We start from the raw sequence: 18,733 nt of genomic DNA, 5'->3' as shown, positions 1-18,733 counted from the left end.
CGGGCGGGGCGGGAGAAACCGCCCCGCCCGGGCTCTCAGGCGGCGTCCTTGCGCAACCGGAACCAGTAGAAGCCGTGGCCTCCGAGGGTCAGCAAGTACGGCAGTTCGCCGATGGCCGGGAATCGCACCCCGCCGAACAGCTCGACCGGATGCCGCCCGTTGAACCTGCGCAGATCCAGCTCCGTCGGCTGCGCGAACCGCGAGAAGTTGTTCACGCACAGCACGAGATCGTCCTCGTATTCACGCAGGAAGGCGATCACGGCCGGATTCGACGACTGGAGTTCCGTGTAGGAGCCGAGTCCGAAGGCCGGGTTCTGCTTGCGGATCTCGATCATGCGGCGGGTCCAGTGCAGGAGAGAGGACGGCGAGGACATGGACGCCTCGACATTCGTCACCTGGTAGCCGTGGACCGGGTCCATGATGGTCGGCAGATACAGCCGTCCCGGGTCGCACGATGAGAATCCCGCATTGCGGTCCGGCGTCCACTGCATGGGAGTGCGTACGGCGTCGCGGTCGCCGAGCCAGATGTTGTCGCCCATGCCGATCTCGTCGCCGTAGTAGAGAATCGGCGAGCCGGGGAGCGACAGCAGCAGGGCGGTGAACAGCTCGATCTGGTTGCGGTCGTTGTCCAGCAGGGGTGCCAGCCGCCGCCGGATTCCGATGTTGGCGCGCATGCGGGGGTCCTTGGCGTATTCCGCCCACATGTAGTCGCGTTCCTCGTCGGTGACCATTTCCAGGGTCAGCTCGTCGTGGTTGCGCAGGAAGATGCCCCACTGGCAGCCGGACGGGATGGCCGGGGTCTTGGCGAGGATTTCCGAGACGGGGTAACGGGATTCCCGTCGCACCGCCATGAAGATCCGCGGCATCACCGGGAAATGGAAGGCCATGTGGCACTCGTCGCCGCCGCCGGCGTAGTCGCCGAAGTAGTCGACGACGTCCTCCGGCCACTGGTTCGCCTCCGCGAGCAGCACCGTGTCCGGGTAGTGGGCGTCGATCTCCTTCCGCACCCGCCTGAGGAGCTCGTGCGTCGCGGGAAGGTTCTCGCAGTTCGTGCCCTCCTCCGCGTACAGATACGGAACCGCGTCCAGCCGGAAACCGTCGATTCCCAGGTCCAGCCAGAATTTCAGCGCCGAGAGGATCTCCTCCTGGACGGCCGGGTTCTCGTAGTTCAGGTCGGGCTGGTGGGAGAAGAAGCGGTGGAAGAAGTACTGCTTGCGGACCGGGTCGAAGGTCCAGTTGGAGGCCTCGGTGTCGACGAAGATGATGCGGGCGTCGGCGTACTGCTTGTCGTCGTCGGCCCACATGTAGTAGTCGCCGTAGGGGCCGTCGGGGTCTTTTCTCGATTCCTGGAACCACGGGTGCTGGTCGCTGGTGTGGTTCATGACGAAGTCGATGATGACCCGCATGCCGCGCTGGTGGGCGGAGTCGACGAATTCGACGAAGTCGGCGAGGTCTCCGAATTCGGGCAGGACGGAGGTGTAGTCGGAGACGTCGTATCCGCCGTCGCGCAGGGGTGATTTGAAGAAGGGCGGCAGCCACAGGCAGTCGACGCCGAGCCATTGCAGGTAGTCGAGTTTGGCGGTGAGGCCTTTGAGGTCGCCGACGCCGTCGCCGTTGCTGTCCTGGAAGGAGCGGACCAGGACCTCGTAGAAGACGGCGCGCTTGAACCAATCCGGGTCACGATCCTTGGCAGGAGTGTCCTCGAAGGTGTCCTGAACGGGCTCGTTGACGATCATTTTGTGGGTGACCCTCCGATCTGCGGGGTGGACGGTCGCAGGACGGTGAGGATGTGCGCGGGGCGAGTGCCCGGTTCGAGACGCACGTAATTCGCCCTGCCCCAGTGATAGGTCTCGCCGGTGAGCTCGTCGCGCACCGGCACCGACTCGTGCCAGTCGAGGCCGAGTTGCGGCATGTCCAACGAGACCGTGGCCTCCTGGGTGTGGTGCGGGTCGAGGTTGGCGACCACCAGAACCGTGTTCGATCCGCTGCGCTTCGAGTACGCGATCACCGCTTCCTGATCCGCGTGGTGGAAGTGGAGGTCGCGCAACTGCCGCAGGGCCGGATTTGCCCGCCGGACGGCGTTGAGCTGGGTGAGGAGGGGCGTGATGGTGCGGCCTGCGCGCTCGGCCGCTTCCCAGTCGCGGGGGCGTAGCTGGTACTTCTCCGAGTTCAGGTACTCCTCGCTGCCCTTGCGCAGTGCGGTGTTCTCGCAGAGTTCGTAGCCGCTGTAGATGCCCCAGGTGGGGAGAGGGTGGCGGCGAGGACGGCGCGGAGTTCGAAGGCGGGGCGGCCGCCGTTCTGGAGGAAGGCGTGCAGGATGTCGGGGGTGTTGGCGAAGAAGTTGGGCCGCATGTAGGCGGCTGCTTCGCCGGACAGTTCGGTGAGGTAGTCGGTGAGTTCCTGTTTGCCGTTGCGCCAGGTGAAGTAGGTGTAGGACTGCTGGAAGCCGATCTGGGCGAGGGTGTGCATCATCGCGGGGCGGGTGAAGGCCTCGGCGAGGAAGATGACGTCGGGGTCGGTGCGGCCGATGTCGGTGATGACCTGCTGCCAGAACACGACGGGTTTGGTGTGCGGGTTGTCGACGCGGAAGATGCGCACGCCGTGGGCCATCCAGTGGCGCAGGATGCGCAGGGTCTCCTCGACCAGGCCGTCCATGTCGGCGTCGAAGGCGATGGGGTAGATGTCCTGGTACTTCTTCGGCGGGTTCTCGGCGTGGGCGATGGTGCCGTCGGGGCGGTGGTGGAACCACTCGGGGTGTTTGTCGACCCAGGGGTGGTCGGGGGAGCACTGCAGGGCGAAGTCGAGGGCGACTTCCAGGCCGAGTTCGCCGGCCCGGGCGACGAACCAGTCGAAGTCGTCGAGGGTGCCGAGGCCGGGGTGGACGGCGTCGTGGCCGCCCTCGGGGGAGCCGATGGCCCAGGGCACGCCGACGTCGTCGGTGCCGGCGGACAGGGTGTTGTTGGGGCCTTTGCGGAAGGTGGTGCCGATCGGGTGGACGGGCGGTAGGTAGACCACGTCGAAGCCCATGGCGGCGATCGCGGGCAGCCGGCGGGCGGCGGTGCGGAAGGTGCCGTGGGGCTGCTCGGGGGTGCCCTCGGAGCGGGGGAAGAACTCGTACCAGGAGCCGAACAGGGCCCGCTCCCGCTCCACCAGCAGGGGCAGCGGGTCCGAGGCGGTGACCAGGTCCCGCAGCGGATACCGCCCCAACACCGCGTCCACCTCGGGCGTCAACGCGGCCGCCAGCCGCCAGGCGGCCGGACGGTTCTCGTCCCGCAGCGCCTCGACGGCCGCGAGGATCACCGACCGTCCCTCGCTCTCGGGGATCTCGGCGGCCGCGCGCCCGTACAGCCGCGCGCCCTCCTCCAGAACCAGTTCCGTGTCCATCCCGGCCGGGATCTTGATCTGGGCGTGGTGCCGCCAGGTGGCCACCGGATCGCCCCAGGCCTCGACCCGGTAGGTCCAGCGGCCCGGCTCGCCGGCGGTGACGGTGGCGCCCCAGCGGTCGGTGCCCGGGGCGAGTTCGCGCATCGGCGTCCAGGGGCCGGGCCGGCCGTCCGGGTCGGTCAGTACGGCATTGGCGGCGACGGCGTCATGTCCCTCCCGGAACACGGTCGCCGAGATCTCGAAGGTCTCGCCGGTCACGGCCTTCGCGGGCCTGCGCCCGTGCTGGACGACCGGGCGGACGTCGAGAACGGGTATGCGCCCGACACCACTTGCCGTGTCGTTCACGGAGGGTCGCTCCGGAGCCGGCGGTCCGGGGTCGGCGGTGACGGTGCGGGGGGCTGGAGGTGCTTCGGTGCGCGACGTCGGGGGTGAGGACGACTGGTGGTGCATGGCGGGCATGACCGCTCCTGTCCGCGTCATCTTGGGTGGGCGGATGGCTGTGGGGAGGTGGGTCCTGCGTGGTTCGTTCCGGCGCGCGCCCGGGGGCGCACGGGTGGGGTTACCGCTGGAGCCTTCCCACCCTATTCGGGTACGCAATCCGGCACTTTGTTAACTACTCACGCGTATGTCTACACACAAGACCGGCCCCGTTCCGCATGAACGGGGCCGGTGCCTGTAATTCGGCGTGAAGAGGCCGCTATGAGCCCGGCACCTGCAGGAGTTTGTTCGGCGAACCGAGCCCCCGCCCGGAGACCTTGCCGGTGGCGGCCTGTGCCACCAGGGCCTTGGACACCTGAGCGGGTTTCGCCTTGGGATGGTCGGCCAGATAGAGCGCGGCCGCACCCGCCGTGTGCGGCGCCGCCATCGACGTACCGGAGTAGGTCACCTTGCCGGTGTCATTTGCGTACGACGCGGAGGTGATGGAGACGCCCGGGGCGAATACGTCCAGAGCCGAACCGAAGTTGGAGAAGCCCGCCCGCGCGTCCTTTCTGTCGGTGGCGCCCACGGTGATGGCCTCCCGCACGGCAGCGGGGGAGTACCGGCCGGCCGGCAGCCCGTCGTTGCCCGCCGCGACCGTGTAGGTGACGCCGGACGCGATGGAGTTGCGTACGGCGGCGTCCAGTTGCGTGTTGCGGTAGCCGCCGAGGCTGACGTTGGCGACCGCCGGCTTCCTGGCGTGCCTGGTCACCCAGTCGATGCCGGCGATGACGTCGGCCGTGCTGCCGCCGCCGGCGTTGTCGAGGACCCGCACGGCGACGACCTTGGCGTTCTTGGCGACGCCGTACCGCTTGCCCGCGATGGTGCCGGCGACATGGGTGCCGTGGCCGTTGCCGTCGCTCGCGGTCCTGTCGTTGCCGACGAAGTCCCAGCCGTAGCTTGCCCGGCCCCCGAAGTCCTTGTGCGAGATGCGGATGCCGGTGTCGATCACGTACACCGTCACTCCGCCGCCCGCCGACTCCGGCCAGGTGTAGCTCCTGTCCAGCGGCAGGTTCCGCTGGTCTATGCGGTCCAGCCCCCAGGACGGCGGGTTCTTCTGCGTGTGGTCCAGGGTCACCCGGGTGTCCTGGACGACCGACGCGACCCGGGAGTCCGCCGCGAGCCGCTTGGCCTGTCTCTCGTCGGCCTGGACGGCGTAGCCGTTGAGGACCGTGCCGTAGGTATGGCTTATTTTCGCCCCGTACTTCTCGGCGAGGCTCTTTCCGGCCGTCGACGGTGCTTTCGTTCCCCCCTTGAGCGTCACCAGGTAACTGCCGCTGACGGAGCCGGGGTCCCCGGCGCCGAGTATCTGTCCCTCCGGTGCGGCGTGCGCGGGCATGGTGGTGGCCGAAAGTGCGACGACACAGGTCACCGCGGTCAGACCACCGGCCCGGCGCAGACGCCGGATGCGCGTCCGTGCCATGGTGTGAGTTCCCCTCCTCAACTCGGCGCACTACGGCCCTGGAACACGGGGTGCACCCCGCTCGGGTCGGTGCGCCACCAGTCAGCCTCTCGTGGCGTGAGAAGTCGCCACAAGGAGGCCTACGGGGGCGGAATCGGCCATACCGGGCATGGGGGATCCGCAAAGGTTGCGGCGTTTTCCGGACGGACGGGATCTGTTCCTCGCGCTTGACACCCACAAAACGCACGGTGGTTGCGAACCCCCGCATACCGATACTGTCGGTGGCGATGACGGGACCCACACCGCCGTGGGTCCCCTGCCACGCGCTGCCCGAGGTGGAATGTGAAGGCGATCCGTCGATTCACCGTCCGTCCAGTGCTCCCCGAACCCCTCCGGCCCCTGAGCGATCTGGCGCGTAATCTGCGCTGGTCCTGGCATGCGGAGACCCGCGATCTCTTCCAGTCCGTCGACCCCGAGTGCTGGGCCGCCTCGGGCAACGACCCCGTACGGCTGCTGGGCAGCGTGTCGCCCGGGCGGCTCGCGGAGCTGGCCGAGGACAGCCCCTTCCTGCGCCGGCTGGCCGCGGTCGCCGGTGACCTGAACGACTACGTCACGGGCGAGCGCTGGTACCAGGACCAGTCCGCCGAACTGCCCACCGCCGTCGCCTACTTCTCACCCGAGTTCGGCATCACGGCCGCCCTGCCCCAGTACTCCGGCGGCCTCGGCATCCTCGCCGGCGACCACCTCAAGGCGGCCAGCGACCTCGGCGTACCCCTCATCGGGGTCGGCCTGCTGTACCGGCACGGCTACTTCCGGCAGACCCTGTCCCGCGACGGCTGGCAGCAGGAGCACTACCCGGTCCTGGACCCCAACGAACTGCCGGTCACGCTCCTGAAGGAAACCGACGGCACCCCCGCCCAGGTCTCCATCGCCCTGCCCGGCGGCAGGCAGCTGCACGCCCGCGTCTGGCTCGCCCAGGTCGGCCGCGTCCCGCTGCTGATGCTCGACTCGGACGTCGAGGAGAACGACCTCGGCGAACGCGGCGTGACCGACCGGCTCTACGGCGGCGGCAGCGAGCACCGGCTGCTGCAGGAGATGCTGCTGGGCATAGGAGGAGTGCGGGCGGTCCGGACGTACTGCCGCCTGACCGGCCACCCCGAACCCGAGGTCTTCCACACCAACGAAGGTCATGCCGGCTTCCTCGGGCTCGAACGCATCGCCGAACTCTGCGTCGCGGGCATGGACTTCGACCCGGCGCTGGAAGCCGTGCGCGCCGGCACTGTCTTCACCACCCACACGCCCGTCCCGGCCGGCATCGACCGCTTCGACCGTGAGCTGGTCGCCCACCACTTCGGCCCCGACGCCGAGCTCCCGGGCATCGAGGTCGGGCGGATCCTCCAGCTCGGCATGGAGACCTACCCGGGCGGCGAGCCCAATCTGTTCAACATGGCGGTGATGGGCCTGCGCCTGGGCCAGCGCGCGAACGGCGTCTCGCTGCTCCACGGCAACGTCAGCCGCGAGATGTTCTCGGGCCTGTGGCCGGGGTTCGACCCCGACGAGGTGCCGATCACCTCCGTGACCAACGGCGTCCACGCCCCGACCTGGGTCGCCCCCGAGGTCTACCGGCTCGGCGCCCGCCAGATCGGCGCCCAGCGCACCGAGGACGCCATGACCGTCGGTGGCTCGGACCGCTGGGACGCGGTCGCGGAGATCCCCGACCAGGAAGTCTGGGAGCTGCGCCGGAACCTGCGCGAGCAACTGGTGACGGAGGTGCGGGACCGCCTGCGCACCTCCTGGCGGCAACGCGGCGCCGGGACGGCCGAGCTGGGCTGGATCGACGGAGTCCTCGACCCCGACGTCCTGACGATCGGGTTCGCGCGGCGGGTCCCGTCGTACAAGCGGCTGACGCTGATGCTGCGGGACCGCGACCGGCTGATGGACCTGCTGCTGCACCCGGAGCGGCCCATCCAGATCGTGGTGGCGGGCAAGGCGCACCCGGCGGACGACGGCGGCAAGCGCCTGGTCCAGGAGCTGGTGAGGTTCGCCGACGACCCGCGGGTCAGGCATCGCATCGTCTTCCTCCCGGACTACGGCATGGCGATGGCCCAGAAGCTCTACCCGGGCTGCGACATCTGGCTCAACAACCCGCTGCGCCCCCTGGAGGCCTGCGGCACCTCCGGCATGAAGGCGGCGCTGAACGGCTGCCTCAACCTCTCCGTCCTGGACGGCTGGTGGGACGAGTGGTTCCAGCCCGACTTCGGCTGGGCCATCCCCACCGCGGACGGCACCGGCACGGACCCGGACCACCGGGACGACGTAGAGGCGGCGGCGCTGTACGACCTGCTGGAGCAGCGGGTGACCCCGCGCTTCTACGAGCAGGGCCAGGGCGGCCTGCCGGACCGCTGGATCGAGATGGTCCGCCAGACCCTGACCCTGCTCGGCCCGAAGGTCCTGGCGGGCAGGATGGTCCGTGAGTACGTGGAGCGCCTCTACACCCCGGCCGCCCACGCCCACCGCGCGATGACGCCGGACGCGGCGCGTGAGCTCGCAGGCTGGAAGGCGCGGGTGCGTTCGGCCTGGCACGGCGTCACGGTCGACCACGTGGAGACGTCGGCGGCGACACCCACCGCGGAACTCGGCTCGGCGCTCAGCCTCCGGGTCCGCGTGGGCCTCGGCGACCTCGGGCCGGAGGACGTCGAGGTCCAGGCGGTCTCGGGCCGCGTCGACTCACAGGACCGCATCGCGGACGCCTCGACGGTTCCGCTGAAGCCGACGGGGAGCCCGGACCCGGAGGGCCGCTGGGTGTACGAGGGCCCGCTCTCCCTGGACCGGACGGGTCCCTACGGCTACACCGTCCGGATCCTGCCGTCGCATCGGCTGCTGGCGTCGAGTGCGGAGCTGGGGCTGGTGGCGGTGCCTTCCGAGGATGTGGGGGAGGGGGCGGGGGCCCTACTGCGGTGACGGCGTCGAGGGGGGGCTGCGGTGTCGGTGTCTTTCAGTCCCCCTCGGCCTCGCACAGCTGCCGCAGCACATTGCCGCACCGTCGCGCGTACGCGTGCTGGAACCCCCGCGTCGCAGGTCCCGCCGCCCGCGCATACCACTTGGCCGCGCGGCTGAAGGCCTGCACGGTCAGCCACACCGTCCCGTCCCCCGTGCGGTCCACGAGGAAGGCCTCCTCGCCGCATTCAGGATGACCGGAAAGCGTGCCGTAGGCCCAGCCCACCCGGCGGTACTCCTCCGCCGTCCAGACCACCCGGCACGGAGCCCTGATCAGCCCGGCCAGGGTGACCGTCACGTCGACCTCGGGGGCCGCGCGGTCGGCCGACGCCTCTATGCCGACGCCCATCGAGCGGTGCATCTCCCAGGTCATGACCGCTTCGGAGGCTCTGCGGAAGACGTCCTCGCCCTCGCCTATGCGGGTGCGCACGTGCAGGGGGTGGAAGCCGGGCGGGCAGAAGCCGTTCTCCCGGGTCGCGCCGACGTCGGCGTACGTGAAGGACATGGGCCCAAGCGTAGGGCGGCACCCGGGGATGCCTTCCTCCCGGGTGCCGCCCCCTGCAACTACGCGTGCGTCAGCTGACGTTGATGGCCGACCAGGCGGCCGCCACCGTCTTGTACTCCGTGCTGGTGGAGCCGTACAGGGCGGACGCCGCGCTCAGGGTCGCCGTGCGGGCGGCCTTGTAGTTCGTCGTCGACGTCATGTACTCGGTCAGGGCCTTGTACCAGATCGCGGCGGCCTTGGAGCGGCCGATGCCCGTGACCGTCGAGCCGTTGGACGTCGGGGAGTCGTAACTCACCCCGTTGATCGTCTTCGCGCCGCTGCCCTCCGACAGCAGGTAGAAGAAGTGGTTCGCGGGGCCCGAGGAGTAGTGCACGTCCAGCCCGCCCAGCGAGGACGACCAGCTGTCCTTGGACGCGCCGTCCTTGCTCGGCTTGTCCATGTAGCGCAGCGGGGTGCCGTCGCCGTTGATGTCGATCTCCTCGCCGATGAGGTAGTCACCGACGTCGGCGGAGTTGTTGGCGAAGAACTCCACCGACGTGCCGAAGATGTCGGAGGTGGCCTCGTTCAGGCCGCCCGACTCGCCGCTGTAGTTCAGGCCCGCGGTGTTGGAGGTGACGCCGTGGGTCATCTCGTGGCCGGCCACGTCCAGCGACGTCAGCGGGTTGGTGTTGCCCTCGCCGTCGCCGTACGTCATGCAGAAGCAGCTGTCGTCCCAGAACGCGTTGACGTACGCGTTGCCGTAGTGGACGCGCGAGTACGCGGCCTTGCCGTCGTTCTTGATGCCGCTGCGGCCGAAGGTGTTCTTGTAGAAGTCCCAGGTCTCCTGCGCGCCGTAGGCGGCGTCCACGGCGGCCGTCTGGTCGGTGGAGGAGCTGGAGGCCGTGCCGGTGCCCCATGTGTCGTCCGCGTCGGTGAACAGCGTTCCGGCGGAGGAACTGGTGCTGCGGGCCTTGTTGTACGTCTTGTGGCCGCCGCGCGTGCCGTCCGTGAGGTTGTACGTCGAGCCCGACTTGGTCGTGCCGAGCGTGACCGTGCCCGAGTACAGGCTCTTGCCGGTGCCGGTCTCGATGCCCTGGTACTCGAAGAGCTTCTTGCCGGTGGCGGCGTCGGTGATGACGTGCAGTTCGTTCGGGGTGCCGTCGTCCTGGAGGCCGCCGACGACCGTCTCGTAGGCGAGGGCCGGCTTGCCGTTCGCCGCCCAGATCACCTTGCGGGGCGCCTGGTCGGCCTCGGTCTTCTCCGAGCCGGCCGCCTTGGCCAGCTTCACGGCCTGGACCTCGGCCTTGTCCGCGGTGACCGCCGGCTTGAGCGAGGCGACCTTGATGGTGGCCTTCGTCGCCTTGGTCACGCCCCTTCTCGCGCCGGACGCCGACTCGTGGACGACCAGGTCGCCGCCGAGGACCGGCAGGCCCGCGTAGGTGCGCTCGTAGCGGGTGTGGACCGAGCCGTCGGCGTCCTTGACGACGTCCTTGACGACCAGCTTCTCCTGGGCGCCGAGGCCTATCTCGTCGGCGGTGCCGGCCGCCTTGGCCTGCTGGTCCTTGATGAGGGTGGTGCGGGCCGCGGGGGCGAGCGCGACCGGTACGGCGAGCGGGGCGGCCTTGGTGCCGGCGCCCGCGGGGGCCGCTGCGGCCGAACCACCGGTGGTCAGCGCGGTGGTGAGGAGAGCCCCGGCGGCCACGGTGGTGGCGATGGCCAGGGTCGTGCGCTTGCGACGCGCGTAGAGGGGGGTCACACGAGCTCCTTTTGTGGGGGAAGTGCATTGGTGCTGGTGCGGCGGGTGGGGGAAGCGTGACACCTGCGGCGCGTACATGTCAGGAGAGGGCGGTGATGTTGGCCAAGATTTGACTGTTGGGTGAATGTTTCAGAAATATGAACGGGCGCCGTCCCGGCGGGAGTTGAACCCACCGAGACGACGCCCTGTCTTGGTCAGACCGTCAACTGGCCTACGGGAAGGTCAGCTTCCAGCTGTTGATGTAACCGGTGTCGATGGCCGCGTTGTCCTGGACGCGCAACTGCCAGACACCGTTGGCGACCTCGGAGGACGCGTTCACGGTGTACGTGGCGTTGAGGTTGTCCGCGCTGCCGCCGGTGCCGTAGCCCTTCAGCGTGTACGCCGTGCCGTCGGGGGCGACCAGATCCACCTTGAGGTCACCGATGTAGGTGTGGACGATGTCCACGGCGACCTGGAAGTTGGACGGCGCGTTGCCCGTCCGCCCGGAAACGGTGACCGGCGAGGTGACCGCCGCGCCGCGGTCCGGGATCGCCACGTCGGTTCCGCTCTCGAAGGACGTGCCGCCGCCGCCACCGGGGCGGGAGCCGACGTTGATGCCCGCCCACGCGTCCTGGACCGCCTTGTACTCGGCGCCGTCGGTGCCGTAGAGGTCAGCGGTGGCCGCGAGGGTGCCGGTGCGGGCGCCCGCGTAGTTCGTCGTGGACGTGAACTTCGTGGTGAGCGCGCGGAACCAGATCTTCTCCGCCTTGTCCCGGCCGATGCCGGTGACCGGAAGGCCGTCCGACGTGGCCGAGTTGTACGTGACACCGTTGATCGTCTTGGTGCCGCTGCCCTCCGACAGGAGGTAGAAGAAGTGGTTCGCGGGGCCCGAAGAGTAGTGCACGTCGATCGAGCCGATGCCCGAGTACCAGCTGTCCTTGGACGCGCCGTCCTTGCTCGGCTTGTCCATGTAGCGCAGCGGGGTGCCGTCGCCGTTGATGTTGATCTCCTCGCCGATGAGGTAGTCACCGACGTCGGAGGAGTTGTTGGCGAAGAACTCGACGGTCGAACCGAAGATGTCGGAGGTGGCCTCGTTCAGGCCGCCGGACTCGCCGCTGTAGATCAGGCCGGCCGTGTTCGAGGTGAGCCCGTGGGTCATCTCGTGCGCGGCCACGTCGATCGACGTCAGCGGGTTGGCGTTGCCCGAGCCGTCGCCGTACGTCATGCAGAAGCAGCTGTCGGACCAGAATGCGTTGACGTAGTTGTTGCCGTAGTGGACCCGCGAGTACGCGCCCACGCCGTCGCCGCGGATGCCGCTGCGCCCGTGCACGTTCTTGTAGTAGTCCCAGGTCAGGGCGGCACCGTAGTGCGCGTCCGCGCCGGCCGACTCCAGGTTGGACGGGCTGCCGTTGCCCCAGACGTCGTCGGGGCCGGAGAAGAGGGTGCCGGTGCCGGAGGTGCCGCGGTTCAGGTTGTACGTCTTGTGTCCGCCGCGCGCGCCGTCCGTGAGGTTGTACGTCGACCCGGACTGGGTGGTGCCGAGGGTGACCGTGCCGCTGTAGACCGTGTTGCCGGTGCCGGTCTCGATGGCCTCCCACTCGTACAGCTTCGCGCCGCTGGTGGCGTCGGTGACGACGTGCAGTTCCTGCGGGGTGCCGTCGTGCTGGAAGCCGCCGACGACCGTCTCGTACGCCACGGTCGGCTTGCCGTCCGCGGCCCAGATCACCTTGCGGGGCGCCTTGTTGACGTCCGGGCTCTTGGCCTTCTCCGCCTTCGCCGCGGCCAGCGCCTGCTCCTTGGCCTTGGCGGCGGGAACGGCGGCGGTCGTGGTGGCCGGCTTGATGGCGGTCCGGGTCGCCTTGACGACGGCCTCGGTCGCGCCCGACTTCGCCGTCTCGACGACGAGGTCGCCGCCGAGGACGGGCAGGCCGTCGTAGGTGCGCTCGTAGCGGGTGTGGACCGTGCCGTTGCCGTCCTTGAGGACGTCACGGACGACCAGCTTCTCCTTGGCGCCGAGGCCCAGGTCCTTCGCGGTGTCCGCCCTGCCGGCGTTGGCCTCGCGTATCAGCTCGGCGCGCTGGGCGGGGGACAGCTTGACCGACTCGGCGCTCGGTATGACCTTGCCCGCGGCCGACGGTGCCTTCTCCGGGGCGGCGGTGGCGGCACCCGACTGGACGGCCGCCGCGATCAGGGCGGAGACGCCGACGAGGGCGACGGCGGCGGCCCGGCGGTGCGTGGTGTGACGCGTGGTGTGGGAGGTGCGTCTGTGGGAGGAACTGTCTCTCAACACTGACTCCTTCTGCGCGGCCGCGGATCACGCGGCCAGGGAGACCGGCCGGCGGGTGGGCCGTCCGGGCAGAACAAGTGGTACGCAGAACGACGTGCGCGTGCGGAAACTCGACGTGCGCGTGCGGAGTTCAGCCGCGGGCGCCGCAGTGTGACGGCGCTGTGGGGTTGCTGTGTCGCGGCCGTGGGAAGAGTGGCAGGTGGTTGCGGTTTCTGTCAGGACCGCGTCAGGAAGTTGGCCGGAAATCGTTCGTTGTCCGGGAGTTCACGTTCGATAAACGGATCAGACGCATCAATCGTCGAAGCGCGCGAGATCGCGCAGCCACGCAGCCGCGTTGCCGTCCGACGGCGCCCGCCAGTCGCCGCGCGGGGACAGCGAACCGCCCGCCGAGACCTTCGGCCCGTTCGGCATCGCCGAGCGCTTGAACTGTGCGAACGCGAAGAAGCGACGGCAGAAGACCTCCAGCCAGCGCCTGATCTCCGCCAGGTCGTACGCCACCCGCTTGGCCTCGGGGAAGCCGGGCGGCCAGGCGCCGGCGTCCGGGTCGTGCCAGGCGTGCCAGGCCAGGAAGGCGATCTTCGACGGCCGGAAGCCGTACCGCAGCACCTGGAAGAGCGTGAAGTCGTGCAGCGCGTACGGGCCGATCTTCGACTCGGTGGACTGCATCTCCTCGCCGGGCACCAGCTCCGGGCTGATCTCCGTGTCGAGGATCGCGGCCAGCGTCTCGCCGGTCTCCTCGTCGAACTGGCCGCTGGTGATGACCCAGCGGATCAGATGCTGGATCAGCGTCTTCGGCACCCCGCCGTTGACGTTGTAGTGGCTCATCTGGTCGCCCACGCCGTACGTGGACCAGCCCAGCGCCAGCTCCGACAGGTCACCGGTGCCGAGCACGATGCCGCCGCGCTGGTTGGCGAGGCGGAACAGGTAGTCGGTGCGCAGGCCGGCCTGCACGTTCTCGAAGGTGACGTCGTACACCGGCTCGCCGGACGCGAAGGGGTGGCCCATCTCCTCGAGCATCAGCCGCGCCGTCGGCGTGATGTCCAGCTCGGCCGCGGTGACGCCGAGTGAGTTCATCAGCTTGTGGGCGTTGCCCTTGGTGTGGTCGCTGGTGGCGAAGCCCGGCAGGGTGAAGGCCAGGATGTCGCTGCGCGGGCGGCCCGCGCGGTCCATCGCCCGGGCGGCGACGATCAGCGCGTGCGTGGAGTCCAGCCCGCCGGACACCCCGATGACCACCTTCGGGCCGCCGATCGCGCCCAGCCGCTGCTGGAGGCCCGCGACCTGGATGTTGTACGCCTCGTAGCAGTCCAGGGCGAGGCGCTCGGCGTCGGCCGGCACGAACGGGAACCGCTCCACCCGGCGCTCGAGGCCCAGGTCCGTCGTCGGCGGGTCGAGCCGGAAGTCCACCCGCCGGAAGTCACCGGTGCGCCCGGCGTGCGTGCGCCGGTTGTCGTCGAACGTGCCCATCCGCTGCCGCTCCTGGCGCAGCAGGTCGAGGTCGACGTCGGCGACCGCGTACTGCTCGTCCAGCGAGAACCGGCCCGTCTCCGCCAACAGGGCGCCGTTCTCGTAGATCATGGTCTGCCCGTCCCAGGACAGGTCGGTGGTCGACTCACCCAGACCGGCCGCCGAGTACACGTACGCCGCGAGACAGCGCGAGGACGCCGAGCGGCACAGCAGCCGCCGGTCCTCGGCCCGCCCGACCGTGATCGGGCTGCCCGAGAGGTTGGCCAGCACGGTCGCGCCGGCCAGGGCGGCCTCCGCGCTCGGCGGCACCGGCACCCACATGTCCTCGCAGATCTCCGCGTGCAGCACCAGACCGGGGACGTCCTGCGCCTCGAAGAGCAGGTCCACGCCGAACGGCACCTGAGCGCCACCGACCCGGATCGTCCCGCCGCGCTCGTCGTCGCCGGACGCGATCTGCCGCTGCTCGTAGAACTCCCGGTAGTTCGGCGGGTACGACTTGGGCGCCACGCCGAGGATCCGGCCGCGGTGCACGATCACCGCGCAGTTGTAGATGCGGTGGCGGTGGCGCAGCGGGGCGCCCACGACCAGCACCGGCAGCAGGTCCGCCGACCCGGCCACGACCGTGTGGAGTGCCTGCTCCACCTCGTCGAGCACCGCGTCCTGGAGCAGCAGGTCCTCGATCGAGTACCCGGTCAGGCCCAGCTCCGGGAAGACGGCGACGGCGACGCCCTCCTGCGCGCACCGGCGAGCCTGCCGCAGAACCGCTTCCGCGTTGGCGTGCGGGTCGGCGATGACGGTGTGGCCGGTGCACGCGGCGACGCGCGCGAAGCCGTGCTGGTAGAGCGACCAGAAGTTCAACGGACTTCCCCAGGAGAAGCGGACAGTGCTGGCATCGAGCATAGATCGCCTGATCAGGCCTACGCCGTTCCGGGCGGGGCGGGCCGCTCCCCGTGCCAGGACCGCCACAGCGCCGCGTACGCCCCGTCCGCCCCGACCAGCTCGTCGTGGGTGCCGAGCTCGGTGAGACGGCCGTTCTCCATCACGGCCACGCGGTCCGCGTCGTGCGCGGTGTGCAAGCGGTGGGCGATGGCGATGACCGTACGGCCCTGCAGTACGGCCGCCAGGGCGCGCTCGGTGTGCCGGGCGGTCGTCGGGTCGAGCAGGGCCGTCGCCTCGTCGAGGATCAGGGTGTGCGGGTCGGCCAGCACCACGCGGGCGAGGGCCAGCTGCTGGGCCTGCGAGCCGTCGGTGCCGTGGCCGCCGTCGCCCAGCGCCGTGTCGAGGCCGTCGGGCAGCCGCCGTACCCACATGTCGGCGCCGACCGCCGTGAGGGCGGACCACACCTCCTCGTCCGTGGCGGACGGCTCGGCGATACGGAGGTTGTCGCGGACCGTGCCGAGGAAGACGTGGTGCTCCTGGGTGACCAGGACGACCTGACGGCGCAGTTGCTCCGGGCCGAGCGCGACGACCGGGACGCCGCCGACCGTCACCGAGCCGGCCGTCGGCGCGTCGACACCGGCGAGCAGCCGGCTCAGGGTCGTCTTGCCGGCACCGGACGGGCCGACCACCGCCAGCCGTTCCCCCGGCCGTACGGTCAGGTCGACGTCGCTGAGGACCTCGCCGCCGCGGTCGTAGGAGTAGCGCACGCCGGTCACGTCGATGCGGTCGTCCGTGGGGGTGGGGAGTCGGGGTCCGTCGCCTGCGGGGCGCGGGCCAGGCCCTCCACGCGGGCGAACGAGGCGCCGCCGCTCTGGAGTTGCTCGACCCGCATGAGGATCTCGTCCAGCGGACCGACCATCTGCTGCAGATACAGCGCCGCCGCGACCACTGTGCCCAGACTGATCGTGCCCCGCGCGTGCAGTGCCCCGCCGACGAGCAGGACCGTCGCCACGGGGACGAGATAGGCGATCTCGACCGACGGGAAGAACACCGTGCGCAGGAAGAGGGTGTGCAGGCGGGTCCGGCGGGACTCCTCCAGCGCGTCGCGGCTCGCCGTCACCCGCCGCCGCTCCAGACGCAGCGCCTCCACCGTACGGGCGCCGGACGCGGTCGCCGTGAGGATCTCCGCGACCTCCGAGGTGGCCGCACCCTCGGCGAGGTAGCCGGTGCGGGCGCGGCGCAGATACCAGCGCAGCACCGGCCACAGACCACCCAGGCCGAGCAGACCGCAGGCGCCGAGCAGGGGATCCAGCGCGATCACCGCGCCCAGCAGGAACAGGACCTGTACGGAGTTGATGAGCAACTCGGGCCCGGCGTCGCGCAGCGTGGTGCCCACTGCCGCCACGTCGGCGGTGCCGCGCGCCGTCAGGTCGCCGCTGCCGGCCCGCTCCACGACCGACGCGGGCAGCGCGAGCGTGCGGTCCACGAACTCCTCGCGCACGCGGGCGAGGGTGCGTTCGCCGAAGCGGTGGCCTACGTAGCGGGCCCAGCGGGCCAGCAACAGCTGGGCTGTTGCCGCTGCCAGGATGGCCAGGGCGAGTTTGTCCACGGCCGTGACGCCTGCGCCGCGTCTGACTTCGTCGATGATGCGGCCCACCAGCCAGGGGCTTGCCAGGCCGGCGAGTGCTGCGAGGGAGTTCAGGGCGAGTACGGCTGTGAAGGAGCGGGCGTCGGCTCGGATCAGGCGGGTGGTGGCTCGGCGGACGTCTTGCCGTTCGGCGATGGGGAGGGTTGTGCGGCTGCGAGCTCGGGGCTTGGGGTTGCGTGCCGGGTGCGGGTGCTTCGTGGCTTGTCGCGCAGTTCCCCGCGCCCCTGAGGGGCGTTTGGCTTCCGTCACTTGGCGAGCTCCTCGGCGTTCTCGTCCCGGGCTACCAATGCCCGGTAGCCCGGCTCCCCTGCGAGCAGTTCTCGGTGGGTGCCTGTTGCTGCCACCTTGCCGTCGACCAGGTAGTGGACCGTGTCTGCTCGGTCCAGGACCAAGGGGGACGTCGTCGTCACCAGCGTCGTACGGCCCCGCCTCGTCGAGTGCAGGCGTTCGGCGACCCGTGCCTCCGTGTGGGCGTCCAGGGCCGATGTCGGCTCGATGGCCAGCAGCACCTCCGGGTCCGCCAGCAGGGTGCGGACCAGGCGGACGCGCTGGCGTTGGCCGCCGGAGAGGTTGCGGCCCTGGGCGTCGATCGGGGTGTCGAGGCCGTCGGGGAGGCCGCGGACGATGTCCTCGGCGACCGCCGTGTGCACCGCTCGCGTGATCGCCCGCTCGTCCTGGTCCGCGGACCCGGCGGCCACCAGCTCACGCAGCGTGCCCGCGAACAGGTCGGCCTCGTGGTCGGCGACCAGGATGTGCGCCCGGACCTGCGGTAACGCGATCTCGCTCAGGGGCACTTCGCCCCAGGTCGCCGCCGACGGGACGTAGCGGCCGAGGCGGTCGACGACGGTCGTGGCGTCGGCCGGCAGCGCGGCGGCCAGTGCGGTGAGCCGGCCCGGTGGCACCCGCACCCCGGACTCGGGGTCGTGCAGTGCCGCCGGCTCCGCGGGCGCGTCCCGCGTACCGGTGTCCGCCATCGGCTCCAGCCGCAGGAACCGTACGACCCGCCGCGCCGCCACCACTCCACGGCTGACCTGGTAACCGCACTCGATGAAGAACGCCACCGGCCCCACCAGCACCGCGACATAGCCGTACACCGCCACCAACTCGCCCACGGTGATGCCGCCCTGGGCGGCCAGCCGTGCCGCCAGCCAGGTCACCACGGCCAGGAACAGCGTGGGCAGTCCCACGCCGAGCGCCTGCACCCAGCTGGTCACCGCCCCGACCCGGTAGCCCTGGGCCCGCAGCCGCTGCGAGTCGTGGTGGAAGGCGTCGGCGACCAGACCCTTGCCGCCGAGGCCGTTGAGGACGCGCAGGCCACCCGCCAGGTCGGCGATCCGTGCGGTCAGTACGCCCTGGCGCTCCCGGTACTCCGTCTCCGTGCCCTGCAGCCGCCCCAGCAGCGGCCCGACGAGCACGCCGACCAGCGGCATCCCGAGCAGCACCACGACGGCGATCGGCACCGACACCGACACCAACAGACCGGCGACCACCAGATAGGCGACGACAGCACCGACACCCGGGCCGACGACGGTCAGGGACTGGCTGATGGTCTGGACGTCGCCCACGCCGATCGTGACGACCTCCCCGGCCCCGATCCGGCGTGGCAGCGTGGCGCCGAGTCGTACCGCGTGGCCGATCAGCACCTTGACCGTGCGGAAGTTGCTGTCCATCCGCACCCGCGTCATCGTGCGGTGCCGCATGATGCTCAGCCAGGCGTTGAACACCCCCACCGCGACCAGCGCACCCGTCCACCCCGCCAACGCGCCCTGGTCACCGGTCGCCAGCCCGTCGTCGACGGCACGCGACATCAGGTACGGGGTCGCCGCCAGCAGCACCATCCACACGCTGGAGATCAGCGCCCCCATGGCGGACCGCATGGGCTGTCGCCTGACGAGCCACCACAGATACCGCCATCCGCCACGACAGTCGGGTGTCCCCGGATCCTCGTACGCGTCGATCATCGTGCCCCGTGCCCC

At 70.3% G+C, this 18,733-nt stretch carries 8 protein-coding genes and 2 pseudogenes; 1 reads left to right on the top strand and 9 read right to left on the bottom strand.

Features of this window, described 5'->3' with window-relative positions:
• Positions 1 to 35 precede the first annotated feature (35 nt).
• The 3 genes and pseudogenes from treS to OHO27_RS12540 all read right to left on the bottom strand — a co-directional run bounded on the left by treS (position 36) and on the right by OHO27_RS12540 (position 5,284).
• On the bottom strand, positions 36 to 1,736 hold the full coding sequence (gene treS / locus OHO27_RS12550) for a maltose alpha-D-glucosyltransferase (protein ID WP_328423263.1): 1,701 nt from the start codon (positions 1,734 to 1,736) through the stop codon (positions 36 to 38).
• A pseudogene (locus OHO27_RS12545) lies at positions 1,733 to 3,843 on the bottom strand (alpha-1,4-glucan--maltose-1-phosphate maltosyltransferase). The gene treS and the pseudogene OHO27_RS12545 overlap by 4 nt, the downstream one beginning before the upstream one ends.
• 238 nt (positions 3,844 to 4,081) lie before the next feature.
• A complete protein-coding gene (locus tag OHO27_RS12540; protein ID WP_328423261.1) occupies positions 4,082 to 5,284 on the bottom strand; it encodes a S8 family peptidase in 1,203 nt (400 codons plus the stop codon).
• Between the two features lie 321 nt (positions 5,285 to 5,605).
• Between OHO27_RS12540 and OHO27_RS12535 the strand changes: the two genes are divergently transcribed.
• Complete coding sequence (locus OHO27_RS12535) at positions 5,606 to 8,224, top strand: glycosyltransferase family 1 protein (RefSeq protein WP_328423259.1); 2,619 nt, start codon at positions 5,606 to 5,608, stop codon at positions 8,222 to 8,224.
• A gap of 34 nt (positions 8,225 to 8,258) precedes the next feature.
• Here OHO27_RS12535 and OHO27_RS12530 read toward each other — a convergent pair whose 3' ends face one another.
• From OHO27_RS12530 to OHO27_RS12505, 6 genes and pseudogenes are all read right to left on the bottom strand, one after another.
• The gene (locus OHO27_RS12530) at positions 8,259 to 8,765 is read right to left on the bottom strand and encodes a DUF1990 family protein (RefSeq protein WP_328423257.1); all 507 of its coding nucleotides are present in this window, start codon (positions 8,763 to 8,765) and stop codon (positions 8,259 to 8,261) included.
• A gap of 70 nt (positions 8,766 to 8,835) precedes the next feature.
• Positions 8,836 to 10,500, bottom strand: a complete 1,665-nt coding sequence (locus tag OHO27_RS12525) for a M4 family metallopeptidase (protein ID WP_328423255.1) — start codon at positions 10,498 to 10,500, stop codon at positions 8,836 to 8,838.
• Positions 10,501 to 10,711: 211 nt separating this feature from the next.
• Complete coding sequence (locus OHO27_RS12520) at positions 10,712 to 12,766, bottom strand: M4 family metallopeptidase (RefSeq protein WP_328423253.1); 2,055 nt, start codon at positions 12,764 to 12,766, stop codon at positions 10,712 to 10,714.
• A gap of 291 nt (positions 12,767 to 13,057) precedes the next feature.
• Positions 13,058 to 15,088 carry an NAD(+) synthase gene (locus tag OHO27_RS12515; RefSeq protein WP_328423251.1) on the bottom strand — a complete coding sequence of 677 codons (2,031 nt, stop codon included), beginning with the start codon at positions 15,086 to 15,088 and terminating at the stop codon, positions 13,058 to 13,060.
• 59 nt (positions 15,089 to 15,147) lie between these two features.
• Positions 15,148 to 16,892 (bottom strand): annotated as a pseudogene (locus OHO27_RS12510) (ABC transporter ATP-binding protein).
• Positions 16,893 to 17,002: 110 nt separating this feature from the next.
• On the bottom strand, positions 17,003 to 18,718 hold the full coding sequence (locus tag OHO27_RS12505; RefSeq protein ID WP_328423249.1) for an ABC transporter ATP-binding protein: 1,716 nt from the start codon (positions 18,716 to 18,718) through the stop codon (positions 17,003 to 17,005).
• Between the last annotated feature and the right edge of the window lie 15 nt (positions 18,719 to 18,733).

The organism is Streptomyces sp. NBC_00443 (assembly GCF_036014175.1).
Classification (GTDB): domain Bacteria; phylum Actinomycetota; class Actinomycetes; order Streptomycetales; family Streptomycetaceae; genus Streptomyces.
Note: the sequence above shows the minus strand (reverse complement) of the source record. Positions and strands in the feature narration are given on the sequence as shown.

What these genes read in the sequence shown, in the direction of transcription:
- treS (WP_328423263.1), bottom strand. Translation starts at nt 1,736, where the DNA reads ATGATCGTCAACGAGCCCGTTCAGGACACCTTCGAGGACACTCCTGCC.
- OHO27_RS12540 (WP_328423261.1), bottom strand. Translation starts at nt 5,284, where the DNA reads ATGGCACGGACGCGCATCCGGCGTCTGCGCCGGGCCGGTGGTCTGACC.
- OHO27_RS12530 (WP_328423257.1), bottom strand. Translation starts at nt 8,765, where the DNA reads ATGTCCTTCACGTACGCCGACGTCGGCGCGACCCGGGAGAACGGCTTC.
- OHO27_RS12505 (WP_328423249.1), bottom strand. Translation starts at nt 18,718, where the DNA reads ATGATCGACGCGTACGAGGATCCGGGGACACCCGACTGTCGTGGCGGA.